General features: G+C 70.2%; 13 protein-coding genes. 7 read left to right on the top strand and 6 right to left on the bottom strand.

Features of this window, described 5'->3' with window-relative positions; genetic code table 11:
- Positions 1 to 161: 161 nt before the first annotated feature.
- Positions 162 to 692 (bottom strand): hypoxanthine phosphoribosyltransferase, encoded by a 531-nt coding sequence (gene hpt, locus HNQ05_RS11660; protein ID WP_147148782.1) that lies wholly within the window; start codon positions 690 to 692, stop codon positions 162 to 164.
- Positions 693 to 727: 35 nt separating this feature from the next.
- Here hpt and HNQ05_RS11665 point away from each other — a divergent pair, with 35 nt between their 5' ends.
- Positions 728 to 1543 (top strand): menaquinone biosynthesis family protein, encoded by an 816-nt coding sequence (locus tag HNQ05_RS11665; RefSeq protein ID WP_147148780.1) that lies wholly within the window; start codon positions 728 to 730, stop codon positions 1541 to 1543.
- 52 nt (positions 1544 to 1595) lie between these two features.
- Here the strand turns inward: HNQ05_RS11665 and HNQ05_RS11670 are convergent, their stop codons facing one another.
- A complete protein-coding gene (locus tag HNQ05_RS11670; protein ID WP_147148778.1) occupies positions 1596 to 2819 on the bottom strand; it encodes an NAD(P)/FAD-dependent oxidoreductase in 1224 nt (407 codons plus the stop codon).
- A gap of 103 nt (positions 2820 to 2922) precedes the next feature.
- Between HNQ05_RS11670 and HNQ05_RS11675 the strand changes: the two genes are divergently transcribed.
- The 4 genes from HNQ05_RS11675 (at position 2923) to HNQ05_RS11690 (ending at position 6886) form a co-directional block, all read left to right on the top strand.
- Entirely contained in the window at positions 2923 to 3570 is a 648-nt protein-coding gene (locus tag HNQ05_RS11675) for a Crp/Fnr family transcriptional regulator (RefSeq protein ID WP_183677848.1), read from the top strand.
- Positions 3563 to 5092, top strand: coding sequence for a bacillithiol biosynthesis cysteine-adding enzyme BshC (gene bshC, locus HNQ05_RS11680; RefSeq protein WP_183677849.1), 1530 nt, complete (start codon positions 3563 to 3565; stop codon positions 5090 to 5092). Before HNQ05_RS11675 ends, bshC begins: the two co-directional genes overlap by 8 nt.
- Before the next feature lie 23 nt (positions 5093 to 5115).
- A complete protein-coding gene (locus tag HNQ05_RS11685) occupies positions 5116 to 6228 on the top strand; it encodes a SpoIID/LytB domain-containing protein (protein ID WP_147148774.1) in 1113 nt (370 codons plus the stop codon).
- A 136-nt stretch (positions 6229 to 6364) separates the two neighbouring features.
- Entirely contained in the window at positions 6365 to 6886 is a 522-nt protein-coding gene (locus HNQ05_RS11690; protein WP_013456949.1) for a LabA-like NYN domain-containing protein, read from the top strand.
- Here the strand turns inward: HNQ05_RS11690 and HNQ05_RS11695 are convergent.
- Both HNQ05_RS11695 and HNQ05_RS11700 read right to left on the bottom strand, forming a co-directional pair.
- Positions 6867 to 7454, bottom strand: a complete 588-nt coding sequence (locus HNQ05_RS11695) for a LysE family transporter (RefSeq protein WP_147148772.1) — start codon at positions 7452 to 7454, stop codon at positions 6867 to 6869. The two genes, HNQ05_RS11690 and HNQ05_RS11695, sit on opposite strands and share 20 nt — an antisense overlap.
- Positions 7436 to 7714, bottom strand: a complete 279-nt coding sequence (locus HNQ05_RS11700; RefSeq protein WP_147148770.1) for a cupin domain-containing protein — start codon at positions 7712 to 7714, stop codon at positions 7436 to 7438. The genes HNQ05_RS11695 and HNQ05_RS11700 overlap by 19 nt, the downstream gene beginning before the upstream one ends.
- Before the next feature lie 120 nt (positions 7715 to 7834).
- Here HNQ05_RS11700 and HNQ05_RS11705 point away from each other — a divergent pair, with 120 nt between their 5' ends.
- Together HNQ05_RS11705 and HNQ05_RS11710 are read left to right on the top strand one after the other, a co-directional pair.
- Positions 7835 to 9394, top strand: a complete 1560-nt coding sequence (locus tag HNQ05_RS11705; protein WP_246104134.1) for a DEAD/DEAH box helicase — start codon at positions 7835 to 7837, stop codon at positions 9392 to 9394.
- Between the two features lie 95 nt (positions 9395 to 9489).
- Positions 9490 to 10719, top strand: coding sequence for a beta-helix domain-containing protein (locus HNQ05_RS11710; RefSeq protein WP_147148767.1), 1230 nt, complete (start codon positions 9490 to 9492; stop codon positions 10717 to 10719).
- Positions 10720 to 10774: 55 nt separating this feature from the next.
- Here HNQ05_RS11710 and HNQ05_RS11715 read toward each other — a convergent pair whose 3' ends face one another.
- Entirely contained in the window at positions 10775 to 10993 is a 219-nt protein-coding gene (locus HNQ05_RS11715) for a hypothetical protein (protein WP_147148765.1), read from the bottom strand.
- Between the two features lie 437 nt (positions 10994 to 11430).
- Positions 11431 to 13245: a glutamine--fructose-6-phosphate transaminase (isomerizing) gene (gene glmS, locus HNQ05_RS11725; protein WP_147148763.1), complete on the bottom strand. Its 1815-nt coding sequence runs from the start codon at positions 13243 to 13245 to the stop codon at positions 11431 to 11433.
- Positions 13246 to 13250 lie beyond the last annotated feature (5 nt).

Here is a 13250-nt window from a genome sequence, read left to right on the forward strand (position 1 = left end):
ACGATTCCCCGGCCAAGGGCGCCTTGCGCCCGCGAGCCGGGGTCCATGCCGTGACCGACCACCCGCCCTATTGTTCGTCATCCCCGACGCGGCGCAAAGTGCCGGGATCGGGGATCTTGGCGTCGTGGCCCCATCCCGGCCTTCGTCGGCTCGAGGACGGATTAACCGGCCGGAAGCGAGGTGATGTAGGGCAGGTTGCGGTCGAGCTGGTCGCGGTCGAGGCCGTAGCCGTAGACGTAGGCGTTTTCGATCTCGAAGCCCAGGTAGTCCACCGGCACTTCGCGCAGGCGGCGTGCCGGCTTGGAAAGCAGCGCGGCCACCTTCAAGCTCGCGGGCTTGCGGGCGTGCAGGTAGTCGAGCAGGTACTCGAGGGTGATGCCGGTGTCCACGATGTCCTCCACCACGATCACGTCGCGTCCGCCGATGGGCTGGCTTAGGTCCTTGATCAGCTCCACCTCGCCCGAGCTCTCGGTGCCCTGGTAGCTGGCCACGGCCATGAAGTCGAGGGTGAGGGGGAGCTCGATCCGGCGCACCAGGTCGGCCATGAAGATGAACGCGCCGTTCAGCACCGCGATCAGGTGGGGGGTCCTGCCGGCGTAGTCGCGGGTGATCGCCTCGGCCAGCTCGGCCACCCGGGCCTGGATCCGGTCCTCGCTCAGGTAGACGGGGCCGCGCGGCTCGTTTTCGCTCATGCCCCCAGGATAGCGGCTTCGGGTAGCCTGGGGGCATGAAGCTGGGCTACTCGCTCTGCCCCAACGACACCTTCATCTTCTACGCCCTCGCCCGCGGCAAAGTGGCCGCGCCCGAGCCGGTGGAGGAGGTGCTGGAGGACGTGGAGACGCTCAACCGCTGGGCCTTCGAAGGACGGCTCGAGCTCACCAAGATCAGCTACGCCGCCTACGGCCACCTGCGCGAGGGCTACGTGGCCCTGCGCGCCGGCGGGGCGCTGGGCCGGGGGGTGGGCCCCTTGGTGGTGGCCCGCGGCCCGGTCGAGCTCGCCGGGGCGCGCATCGCCCATCCGGGCCGCTACACCACCGCCTTCCTGCTGCTTTCGCTGTTGCTGGGCGAGGGGGCTTTCGAGCCGGTGGAGCTGCGCTACGACCGCATCATGCCCGCGGTGGCCGCGGGCGAGGTGGACGCAGGGCTGATCATTCACGAGTCGCGCTTCACCTACCCCGAGCACGGCCTGGAAAAGCTTCTCGACCTGGGCGAGTGGTGGGAAGGGGAGACCGGCCTGCCCCTGCCGCTGGGGGCCATCCTGGCGCGCCGCGACCTGGGCGACGCGACGATTCGCGCGGTCAACGACGCGGTGCGGGCGAGTTTGGCCTACGCCTACGCCCACCCGGACGAGCCCATGGACTACGTGCGCCGCTACGCCGACGAGCTTTCGGACGAGGTGACGCGGGCCCACATCCGCACCTACGTGAACGAGTTTTCGCTCGACGTGGGGGAGGAGGGCGAGGCCGCGGTGCGCGAGCTCTTCGCCCGCGCCGAGGCGCGCGGCCTGGTGCCCCAGAACCCGAACCCCCTCTTCTGCTGCTGACAAGACCGCCGCCCGAGGGGGCGGCGGTCTTGCGGAAAGGAGGCGACGGGGATCAGGCCAGGCCCTTGAGCATGCCGTACCAGTAGAGGGGCGGCAGCACGTAGCGCTTGAGCAACCACATGTCCCAGCGCTCCTTGGTCTGGTCGAGGAAGACGAAGGTGGGTTTGTACTTGTTGTCGTAGAGGAACTCGCCCAGGAGGACGCGGCCGCGCGCGGTCACGATGGGGCAGGAGGAGTAGCCGTTGTACTTGGCTTCGGCGGGCTTGCCCTCCATGACCGCGAGCAGGTTCTTGACCAGCTTGGGCGCCTGTTTGCGCACCGCCGCGCCGGTTTTGGCGGTGGGCAGGGCGGCGGCGTCGCCGAGCGAGAAGACGTTGGGGTAGCGCTTGTGCTGCAGCGTGTAGATGTCCACGTCGACGTAGCCCTTGTGGGGCCCCTCGGGCACGGCGAGCGGGCTTTCGGCTACGAAGTCGGGGGCCTTCATGGGCGGGGTGGCGTGCAGGAAGTCGAAGGGGATGACCTCCTGGTGGGTGGTCTCGCCGGTCTTGGGGTCGCGCACGTCGAAGACGGCCTCCTTCTGGGGGCTGGTGCGCACCTCCACCAGGTTGTGGTAGAAGCGCATCTCGATATCGCGCTGGCGCACGATGCGCTCGAGGCTCTTGTTGATCTCGGGCACCCCCAGCATGACGGTGCCGGCGAAGGCGCCGATCATCTTGGTCTTGCCGCGGACCCCGCTGCGTCGCCAGTAGTCGTCGGCGAGGTACATCACCTTCTGCGGGGCGCCGCCGCACTTGACCTGGCCCAGGGGGTTGGTGAAGACCGCCGTCCCCCCTTCGAAGTTCTTCATGGCCTCCCAGGTCTTGGGGGCGGCTTCGTAGGTGTAGTTTGTGACCACGCCGTTCTTGCCCAGCGTTTCCCGTAGCCCCTTCACGGCGTCCCAGTCGTACTGGATGCCGGGGGCCACGACCAGGTAGTCGTAGCCGATGGTCCGCCCGCCGGCGGTGCGCACCTGGTTCGCGTCGGGGTCGATCTCGACCACGGCGTCGCGGATCCAGGTCACCCCCTTGGGCATCACCGACGCCTCCTTGCGCACGGTGATCTCCTTAGGTACGATCCCTGCGCCCACGAGCGTCCATAAGGGTTGGTAGAAGTGTTTGTCCGACGGTTCGATGACCGCGATGTCCAGCTTCTTGCCGGAGCGGGTCAGGCGGGCCGCGGTGGTGATGCCCGCGGTGCCGCCGCCGATGATCAGGACCTGGTGACGCGATTCGCTCATGGTATACTCCTCATTCCTAAACACTCAAGTTAAGTAAACGCCAGGGAATGCGCGGTATCCAGTTTCAGATGTCCCGGCCGGGGGCTCGGTTAGACTGATGAGGATGCGCCCAGATGAGCCGGTGGACCTCCCCCAAGCCCTCGCCGACGCGCTCGAGCCGCTGTCCTTGCGCGCAGGCCGCGAGGTCTTCGCCGAGGGGGAGCCCGCCGCGGCGCTCTACCTGGTGGCCTCGGGGTGGGTGCGGCTCTACCGCCTCAGCCCCAAGGGGCGTGAGGTCACCACGCTGGTGCTCGACCCCGGAGAGCTTTTCGGGGAAGAGGCCCTGGAAGAAGAGGGGCGCTACGCTCACCACGCCGAGGCGTTGACGCCGGCGCAGGTCCTGCGGCTGCCACGGCCGGGCCTGCTCGAGGCCTGGCGCTCGGCCGAGGTGCGCCGCTGGCTGCTCGAGCGGATCGTGAGGCGGTTGCACGGCGCCCAGGACCGCTACCGCGAGCGGCGCTACCACGAGGTGCTGCCGCGCCTGGCGGCGCTGCTCGTCGAGCAGATGCGCCCCGGGCGCGAGGGCCTGGAGGTGCCGCTGAGCCACGAACAGATGAGCCACCGCCTGGGTACCGGACGTGATACGGTGACGCGGGCGCTGGGCGCGCTGGCCCTGCGCGACTTGTTGGAGATCAACTACCGCCGCGTGGTGGTGCTGGATCCCGAGGCCGTCCGCCGGCTGGCCTCGGGGCTGGGGGAGGATCGTGAGTAAAGTACGTTCGGCCTTCTTGCAAGGACGTTTACGCAGCTTCCTGCCGTACGGGCCCGAGGACCTGCCCGCGCGCATCGCCGCGGAGCGCGCGGCCCCACGGGCTGAGCTAGCCGCCGCGGTCGAGGCCTACCTGCAACGCCTGGGGGCGCCCGAGTCGAGCCTCGCGGCCGCCCGCCGGCTTGCGCACCCCGAGAGCCGTGTCGTGATCACCGGGCAGCAGGCCGGGCTGCTGACGGGCCCGGCCTTCACCCTCTACAAGGCCCACTCCGCCCTGAAGCTCGCCTACGCCTACGACGACGCCGAGCGTCCCGTGGTCGGACTCTTCTGGGTGGCGAGCCAGGACCACGACACCGCCGAAGTGAGCCGGGTGCACTTCCTCGACGCCGACGAGCGGATCCGCGAGCTGGCCCTCGAGCTGCCCCCGGCGGTTCCGGTGGCGCGCGTCGCCTTCGCGCCCTACCGCGAGCGCGTACACGAGTTCTTGCAGGCCTTCGGCGGCGACGTCGGGGTGCGCAAGCGGATCGAACGCGCCCTCGAGGGCGAGTGGACCTACGCCGAGGCCTTCGCCCGGCTGCTCCTCGCCTTCCTGGGTCCGCACGGGGTCGTGCCCCTCGACCCCATGGCTCCCGAGCTGGCGCCGCTGTTCGCCCCCGCGATGGAGCGCGAGCTCGAAGACCCGCTGGCCTCGTCGATGGCGATCAACGCCGCCGGGGAGGCGCTCAAGTCGCTGGGCATCCCCCCTTCGCTGGGGCGGCCGGCCGGCGCGACCAACGTCTTCCTGGAAGGCGAGGACGGCCGGCGCCGGCTCCTCTACTACGACGACGGGGTGTTCTCCGACGGGGCGCGCAGCTACCGGCTCGCGGATCTGAAGGCGATCCTGCGCAGCGACCCCGCCCGCGTCACCCCTGCGGCGGGCCTGCGGCCGGTGGTGCAGGACGCGGTCGTCCCCACCGCGGGCCTGGTCGTGGGCCCGGGGGAGATGGCCTACGTGGCCCAGCTCGCCGGGGTCTACCGGCTGCACGGCCTCGAGCCCCCGGCGGTCATCGACCGCATGCACGGGCTGGTGCTCGAGCCCCCGGTGCGCCGCATCCTGGAGAAGTACACCCTCGACCCCTGGGCCTTCCTCGAGGCCCCCGAAGAGGCGATGCTGGAGGCGCTGGCGCGCACGAGCACCGCCGCGGCCGAGCTGGAGCGGGGGCTGCGGCGCGTGGAGGACGAGTTCAGCCGCATGCTCGCGGCGCTGCCCGCCCTCGACCCCACGCTGACCGGCGCCTTCGAGCGCAGCCAGCGGCGGCTCGAGGGCGAGATCGAGCGCCTGCGCGGCAAGCTCCTGGCTGCCGAGCTCCAGCAGAAGCGGATCGTGCGCGACCAGTACCGGCGCCTGCTCACCCACCTGCGCCCCCTCGGCCGGCCGCAGGAGCGGGTCTACGGTTTCCTGGGCTACCTGCTCAAGCACGGACCCGAGGTGCTCGAGCGCCTCTGCAAGGCCCCGGCGCGCGGCCACGTGACCCTCGAGGCCTGAGGGCTGCGCTAGACTGAGTGCGTATGAAGCGCGGTCTCCTCGCTATTCTTTTCCTGCTCGTCCTCGGCGCCGGGGCCCAGTCGCCGCCGGTGCGGGTCCTGCTCGAGGAGACCGGGCTGGCCGTGGTAAAGCTCGAGGGCGCCCACAGCCTCTGGAACTGGGCCGGGCGCATCGCCGACGACGCGGGGCCGCGCGTCTACCGCCTGCTCGCCAGCGACCGGGGCATCGAGCTCGTCTGCGACGACCCCCCTTGCCCCGCCAGCGGCTACATGGGCAACCTCCTCTCCTTCGTACCGCGCGAGGGGGCCTTCGCCCTGGGCGACCGCCGCTACCGCGGCTTCCTGCGCGTCGTCTGGCAGGAGGGGCGGCTGCTCCTGATCAACCGCGTCGGCCTCGAGGACTACCTCCAGGGCGTCCTCCCCGGCGAGGTGCCCGCCTCCTTCCCCTTCGAGGTGCTGCAGGCCCAGGCCATCCTGGCGCGCACCTACACGCTCAGCCGGCTGGGGTCCAACCCTTACTACGACCTCTGCGACACCGCCCGCTGCCAGGTTTACCTCGGCCTGGGGGCCGAGACCCCGCGCCACACCGAGGCGGTGCGCGCCACCGCGGGGCGCATCCTCGCCTACCGGGGCAAGCCCATCTCGGCCGTCTACCACGCCGATTCGGGCGGAACCACGGCCGCCGCCGAGGAGGTCTGGGGCGGCGCCATCCCCTACCTGCAGGCCCGCGACGACCCCTGGTCGCTGGCCAAGCGCTGGCGCGTGCAGGTCAGCCCGCGCCAGGTGCAGCGGGCGTTGCAGGACCTGGGCTACAGCCCCGGCGCGGTGCAGTCGATGAAGGTGCTGGACAAGGGCCCCAGCGGCCGCATCACCCGCCTGGAGGTCGTGGGGACGAGCGCGCGCATCGTCCTGGAAACGCCCAAGTCGGCCCGTTTCCTGAGGGCGCTGGGCCTCCCCTCGACGCTGGCCACCCTCTCGGGCTGGTCCTTCAGCGGGCGCGGCTCCGGCCACGGGGTGGGGATGAGCCAGTGGGGCGCGCGCGGCTTCGCCAAGCGCGGCTGGAACTACCGCGAGATCCTGGCCTACTACTACCCCCACACGGTGCTGACCTCCTACCGCCTGAGCGCCAGCCGCTAACCCTTCCTGACCGCGTCGCTGCGACCAAAGGTGCCGCCGCGCCGCCCACGAAACTCATTCGCAAAACACGGTAGAGTAAGGATGGGATCCCCGATATGCGGCCCGGGCCGCGCGGGTTATCAAGTTAGGGGGCGGTATGGAACGCGTAGCCATATTTATCGATGGCAGCAACCTCTATAAAGGTTTGGTCTCCACGCTGGGTTCGGAGTACCGGCTCGATTTCGTCAAGTTCATCGAGACCCTGGTCGCCGGCCGCAAGCTGCTCAGGGCCTACTACTACAACGCACCCCTGCCCACCGAAGACGCCGCCAGCCGCGCGCACCAAAGTTTCCTCAACTACCTCAAGCGCGTGCCCTACGTTTCGGTGCGGCTGGGACGGCTCGAGCGCCGCGGCGACACCTTCGTGGAGAAGGGCGTGGACATTCAGATCGCCGTCGACATGCTGCGCCTCGCCTACGCCCGCGCCTACGACGTGGGGGTGCTGGTCAGCGGCGACGGCGACTTCGCCGAGGTGGTGCGGGTGATTCAGGACATGGGGATGCAGGTCGAGAACGCCACCTTCCACGCACTTTCGTCCTACCGCCTCGCCCAGCAGGCCGACCGCTTCTACCCCCTCGACGAGTTCCCCTGGGATACCCTCAAGTCGAGCCACGACTAGTCCAGGCCGTCGCGATCAGGTAGAGGCCCAGCCCCAGCAGCGCGAGGTCGCCCAGGCGGACCAGCAGCTGCTGCGCGGCGCTGCGGTGCATGCGCGCCGCCAGCCAGGCCAGCACGGCCTTGCTGCCGACGATCGACAGGAAGAAGCCCAGCAGAAACCACCAGGCGCCCGTGCCCAGCCGCTGCAGCAGCGGCGCTCCCACCAGGAACCAGAAGAGGTACATGTGTGGGTTCGTCAGATTCATGACGACGGCCGCACGCAGGCTTTCGGCGGCGGGCGCGGGAGCCGCCGGGGCGGAGGGCGCGGGGCGCAGGCCCGCGTAGCCGAGGCGCAGCAGGTAAAGCCCGCCGAGCAGCTGCAGGGCCCGGAGCGCCGCGGCCGGGAGCGCGCCGCCCGCCCACCAGGCGAGCGCCACCACCCAGCTGTCGCTGAGCAGCGGCGCCGTCGCCGCCAGCATGCCCGCGTGCGCACCCTTCCGCACCGCCTCGCGCAGCACCAGGGCGAGCAGCGGGCCGGGGCTGAGGCCCGCGCTCAGGCCCAGGGCGGCCCCTAGGAGGAGGGCTTCCACGCGAGCACCACCGCTTCCTCGATCGGGCTGAGCACGTGCGCGCCGTCCACCTCGGCCGCCTCGCCGGGCCGCAGGTGCAGGTAGCGCCCGTCGGGCAGGTCGACGAGCAGCTCCCCCGCGACGAGCAGGTAGAGGGCGCGGCCCGCGCCGTGCGTCTGGGCGGCGGTCAGCCGGCGCACCTCCATCCCCGGCCAGCCGGGCAGCTCGAACCGCCCGCCGGCGGCGAGCTGAGCGAGAGGGAGGCGGACCGCGCGCGTCACGACCTGATTATACGGAGGCTTGACTTACGCTCGCGATGCGTATAGAATTAACAAGTTTGCGGGCAAAACCCACCCGAGGTTCCTGGACGGGGCATGGGCGGGGCCCCGGAAAGGAACAGCATGTTTAGAGAACTAGGACTCAGCGAGCAGGCCTTGGCCGCGCTCGAAGAAAAAGGCATCACCACCCCCACCCCCATTCAGAACGAAGCCCTTCCCACCGCGCTCGCGGGCGGCGACGTCCTCGGGCTGGCGCGCACCGGTACCGGCAAGACGCTGGCCTTCGCGCTGCCGATCGCCGAGCGGCTCGAGCCCTCGCGCACGCCGGGCCGCGCGCCCCGCGCCCTCGTCCTCGCGCCCACGCGCGAGCTCGCGTTGCAGGTGGCCGGCGAGCTGGAGTGGGTGGCGCCGCACCTGCGCATCGTCACCGTTTACGGCGGCACCGGCTACGGCAGCCAGGCGGCGGCGTTGAAGCGCGGGGCCGACGTCGTGGTGGCCACGCCCGGCCGCGCCATCGACTACCTGAACCGGGGGGTGCTCGACCTTTCGCAGGTACGCGTCGCCGTGCTCGACGAGGCTGACGAGATGCTCTCGATGGGCTTCGAAGAGGCCGTGGAGACCCTGCTGGGGGCCAACCCCGCCCAACGCCAGACCCTGATGTTCTCGGCCACCCTGCCCGGCTGGGCCAAGCGCCTGGTGGGGCGCCACCTGAAACAGCCGGCCGTCGTCAACGTCGTGAAGGACGAAGAGGTCAGCTACCGCGAGATCGCCATCGAGGCCTCGCCCTCGGCGCGCATGAGCGCGCTCTCGGACCTGCTGCACGCGCACGGGCCCGAGCGTGCCATCGTCTTCACCCGCACCAAGAAGGAGGCCGACGAGGTGGCCCGGGCGCTCACCGCCCGGGGGCACGCCGCCGAGGCGGTGCACGGCGACCTCAACCAGACCCAGCGCGAGCGCTCCGTCGGCCGCTTCCGCAGCGGCCAGGTGGGCGTTCTCGTTGCCACCGACGTGGCGGCGCGCGGCCTCGACATCCCCGAGGTGGACCTGGTCGTCCACCTCCGCCTTCCCGAGCGGGCCGAGTCCTACCAGCACCGCTCCGGCCGCACCGGCCGCGCCGGCCGCAGCGGCACCGTGATCATCTTCCACTCGAGCCGCGAGCGTCGCGAACTGGGGCAGCTCGAGCGCGCCGTCGGGCGCAGGTTCGAGCACGGCCGCGCCCCCGCCCCCGAGGAGGTGCAGCAGGCCAAGATCGCCGGGCTGCTGCGCCGCGCCGCCGCGCAGTCCGAGGAAGACCGCGCCGTCTGGCGCGAGGTCGCCCAGGCCTGGATCGGGCGCGAGGACGTCGAGTCGCTGGCCGGCCTGCTGGCCATGCTCCTGGGGGGTGCGCCGAAACCGCGCAGCCTCCTCACCGGCGACGAGGGCTGGCGCACCCTGGAGCTGGAGGCCCCGCAGCTCTCGACCGGCAAGGTCGTCGCCGTGCTCAAGCGCGCCGGTTTCTCCGACATCGGGCGCATCCAGCTCGCGGGCGGCGTCGCCTACGCCGACGTCCGCGCCGGCGAGCTGGAGCGGCTGGAGGCGGTGCAGGGCCTGCGGGTGCGGCCGGCCACCAAGGTCAAGGCCGCCCCGGCCCCGGCGCGGCGCCACGAGCGGCCGCGCGGCAAGCGCCGCCGCGTGAACGCCTAATCCCCCGTGAAGACCGCGCGCCGCCTCCGGGCGGCGCGACGTTTTGTGACGCGGTTGTGACGCTGGCCGGCCTACCCTCAGAGCGGAGGTGCAGCATGAAGCTCAAGATCACGGCACTGACCCTCGCGCTGCTGGCGCTCGCCGCCTGCGGGCCCGGAGGCGGCGGCGGGGGCGGCGGCGTAACGGGCTGCAACCTGAGCGGCACGATCGACACCCAGGTCACGCTCACCCCCTCGGCCTGCAGCCCCTACCACGTGACCGGCGACCTCTACGTCGAGGAACCCGGAAAGCTGGTGATCCAGCCCGGCACCACGCTCGAGTTCGCCCAGGACACCGGCCTCTACGTGAGCGGCCACGGGGCGCTGGTCGCCGTCGGCACCGCGTCCGACAAGATCTTGTTCACGGGCGCTTCCAAGACGCGCGGCTACTGGAACGGCGTCGTCTTCCAGAGCTTCGCGAACAGCTTCGACAACGAGCTCAAGTACGTTGAGATCGAGTACGCCGGCGCCGACGAGCGCTGGGACGGCGGCGCTTTCGGGAACTACCGCGCCGCCGTCGAGCTGGAAGAAGAAGCCCGCACCAAGATGACCTACACCGTGGTGCGCGAAAGCGAAGGTTTCGGCGTCTTCATGGCCTACGACGCCTACTTCGGCGCCGATTCCAGTCCCGACGGCGACTTTGCCCACAACACCCTCACTCAGAACGCCGCCGGCCCCATCGCCATCTACGAGAACAAGGTGGGCCACCTGGACGCCAGCAACGACTTCGGCGGCAACGACGCGGGCCACGACTACGTCTACGTGGGCGCAGGCTACACCGCGGTTCCTACCCAGACCTGGCAGCGGCTGAACGTGCCGTATCTCGTTCACGGCTACGCCACCGTCGGTGACGGTGAGCTGCTCACGATCGCCCCGGGCACCACGCTCGTCTTCCAACAGGACGGCGGGCTCGAAGCCGACGGCCCCAGCGGCGCGATCCATGCGGTCGGCACGGCGAGCGAACCCATCGTCTTTACCGCGCTGCAGCCGGTGAAGGGCTACTGGTACGGCCTCGTCTTCGACGACACCCGCAGCACGAACAACGTACTGCACTACGTCACCGTCGAGTACGGCGGCGCGGACACCGACCCCGAACTGAGCGCCAACATCGTCGTGACCAGCTCGGGCAACGCCTCGAGCCAGTGGATCGAGGTCAAGAACAGCACCATCCAGCACTCCGCCGGCCACGGCATCTCGGTGGCTCAGGAAACGACCTACAATTCCGACATTGGAACGTCCAATACTTTCGCCGACATTGACGGTGAAAACTTCCATGTGCAGCCGTAACGCGGCCCCTGTCGCTACCCCCGAAAAAGCAACCGCCCCTGGTAGGGGCGGTTGCCTAAGTGCGGCCCGATCCTTCACGTAACGGCCGCTTGCGCGCCACCGGCTCCACCTTTCCGAGCTTGCATGGGGGGTTTTGGGCGCGGCACCAGACGCGCCGCATTTCCTCCACCGCCCGCCAGCGTTCCTCGGGGCTGAGCCGCAGCCATTCGGCGCGCTCGCCTTTGCGCGCCTCGGCCAGGCTGCGCTTGCGGGCGACGGGCACGATGCGCTTCATTCTTCCTCCAGGGCGTCCACGTCGGCAAGATCTTGGGTCCGGCCGAACGCCCGCTTGAGCGCCAGCAGGTCTTCCTTGCTCACCACGCGTGCGGGGATGCCGCCAGCCCGTGTTTCCCGGGCGCGCGCGAAGGCCTCGGCAAACGTCGGGGAGTACCACCAGACCGATGCGGTTAGGGGCGTAGCCCAGTTGAATCACGCCGGGGGTGAGGAAGTCGGAAACTTCCAGTCCCAGAGTTTCGCCAAGAAACTCGCGTAAGGCCTGCAAGGTCCTCTCGGCGCTGGCTGGCGTGGCCTCGAGCCAGAGGTCCAGGTCCTTGGTGGCGCGGGGGTAGCCGTGGAAGGCCACGGCGTACCCTCCGATAATCAGGTAGCGCACCCCGTGGCGGTTCAAGGCCGCAAGGAACTCGAGAAAATCCGGCGTGTAGAGCACCAAACCTATTCTACCGTCACGCTCTTCGCCAGGTTGCGCGGCTGGTCCACGTCGCGGCCCAGCAGCACCGCGGTCTCGTAGGCCAGGAGCTGCAGCGGCACCACGCTGACGATCGGAGCCAGCAGCGGGTGCACCTCGGGGACGTAGATCACGTCCTCGGCGTGCCGGCGGATGCCCTCGTCGCCGTCCGTGGCCACGGCGACTACGCGGCCGCCGCGCGCGGCCACCTCCTGGATGTTGGAGAGCGTCTTCTCGTAGAGCGGACCCCGGGTGGCCAGCACCACGACGGGCAGCCGGGGGTCGATGAGGGCGATGGGGCCGTGCTTCATCTCGCCGGCGGGGTAGGCCTCGGCGTGGATGTAGCTGATCTCCTTGAGCTTGAGGGCCCCCTCGTAGGCCGTGGGCGACTGCACGTGCCGGCCCAGGAACAAGAAGTCGGTGGCCTGGTGGTACTTCTCGGCCACGTGGGCCACGACGGGCCGGCGCTCCAGGGCTTCCTCGACGAGGCGGGGAAGTTTGCGCAGCTCGCCCAAAAGCCCCCGGGCCGTCTCGGCGTCGAGGGTGCCGCGCGCCCGCCCCAGGGCGAGGGCCAGCATCTCCATCGCCGCCAGCATGGCCACGTAGGCCTTGGTCGAGGCCACCCCGATCTCGGGGCCGGCGTGGATGTAGAGCGTCGCGTCGGTCTCGCGGGTGATCGAGGAGCCCTTGACGTTGATCACGCCCAGGCTGGCGGCGCCGCGCCGCTTCGCCTCGCGCAGCGCCTCGAGGGTGTCGATCGTCTCACCCGACTGGCTGATCACGACGGCCAGCGTGCGCTCGTCCACCACCGGGTTGCGGTAGCGGTACTCGCTGGCCACGTCCACCTCCACCGGCAGCCGCGCCAGCTCCTCGATCAGGTATTTGCCCACCCAGCCGGCGTAGAAGGCGGTGCCGCAGGCGATGACGTGCACCCGGTCGAAGCGGGTGAGGTCGAGGTCGAGCCCCAGCTCGACGTTCGCGCTTTCCTCGTGCAAGCGGCCGCCCAGGGTGTTTTCCAGCACCCAGGGCTGCTCGTAGATCTCCTTGAGCATGTAGTGGGGGTAGCCGCCCTTCTCGGCCGCCTCCACGTCCCAGTCCACCTCGCTGGCCTCGCGCGTCACCGGGTGGCCCTCGAGGTCCATCACCCGCACGCCGTCCTTACCCACGACGGCCATGTCGCCGTCGTGCAGGAAGATGACGCGGCGGGTGTAGGGGAGCAGCGCGGGCACGTCGGAGGCCACGAAGTTCTCGCCCTCGCCCAGCCCGATCACCAGCGGGCTGACGGTGCGGGCCACCACGAGTTCGTCGTGGTCCTTGTGGGCCACCACCAGCGCGTAGGCTCCTTCGGCCTCGGCGAGCGCCGCGCGCACCGCGGCTTCCAGGTCGCTGGCGTAGTGGCTTTCGATCAGGTGGGCCAGCACCTCGCTGTCGGTGTCGCTCTGGAAGACATGCCCTTCGGCGAGCAGCCGCTCCTTCAGCGGCAGGTAGTTTTCGATGATGCCGTTGTGAATAACGACCAGCGAGCCGTCCTCCACCGGGTGGGGATGGGCGTTGGCGTCGGTGGGGGGGCCGTGGGTGGCCCAGCGGGTGTGGCCGACGCCCAGGTGGCCCGAGAGGGGCTCGTCTTCCAGCACCTCCACCAGCCGCGCCAGCTTACCCGCCTTCTTGCGAACCTCCAGCTGCCCGTTCGTCTTGACGGCCACGCCGGCCGAGTCGTACCCGCGGTACTCGAGCCGCCTGAGCCCGTCGATCAACACGTCGGTGGCGTTTTTAAAGCCTACGTAGCCTACGATGCCGCACATGCGTC

It is taken from the genome of Oceanithermus desulfurans, assembly GCF_014201675.1.
GTDB lineage: Bacteria > Deinococcota > Deinococci > Deinococcales > Marinithermaceae > Oceanithermus > Oceanithermus desulfurans.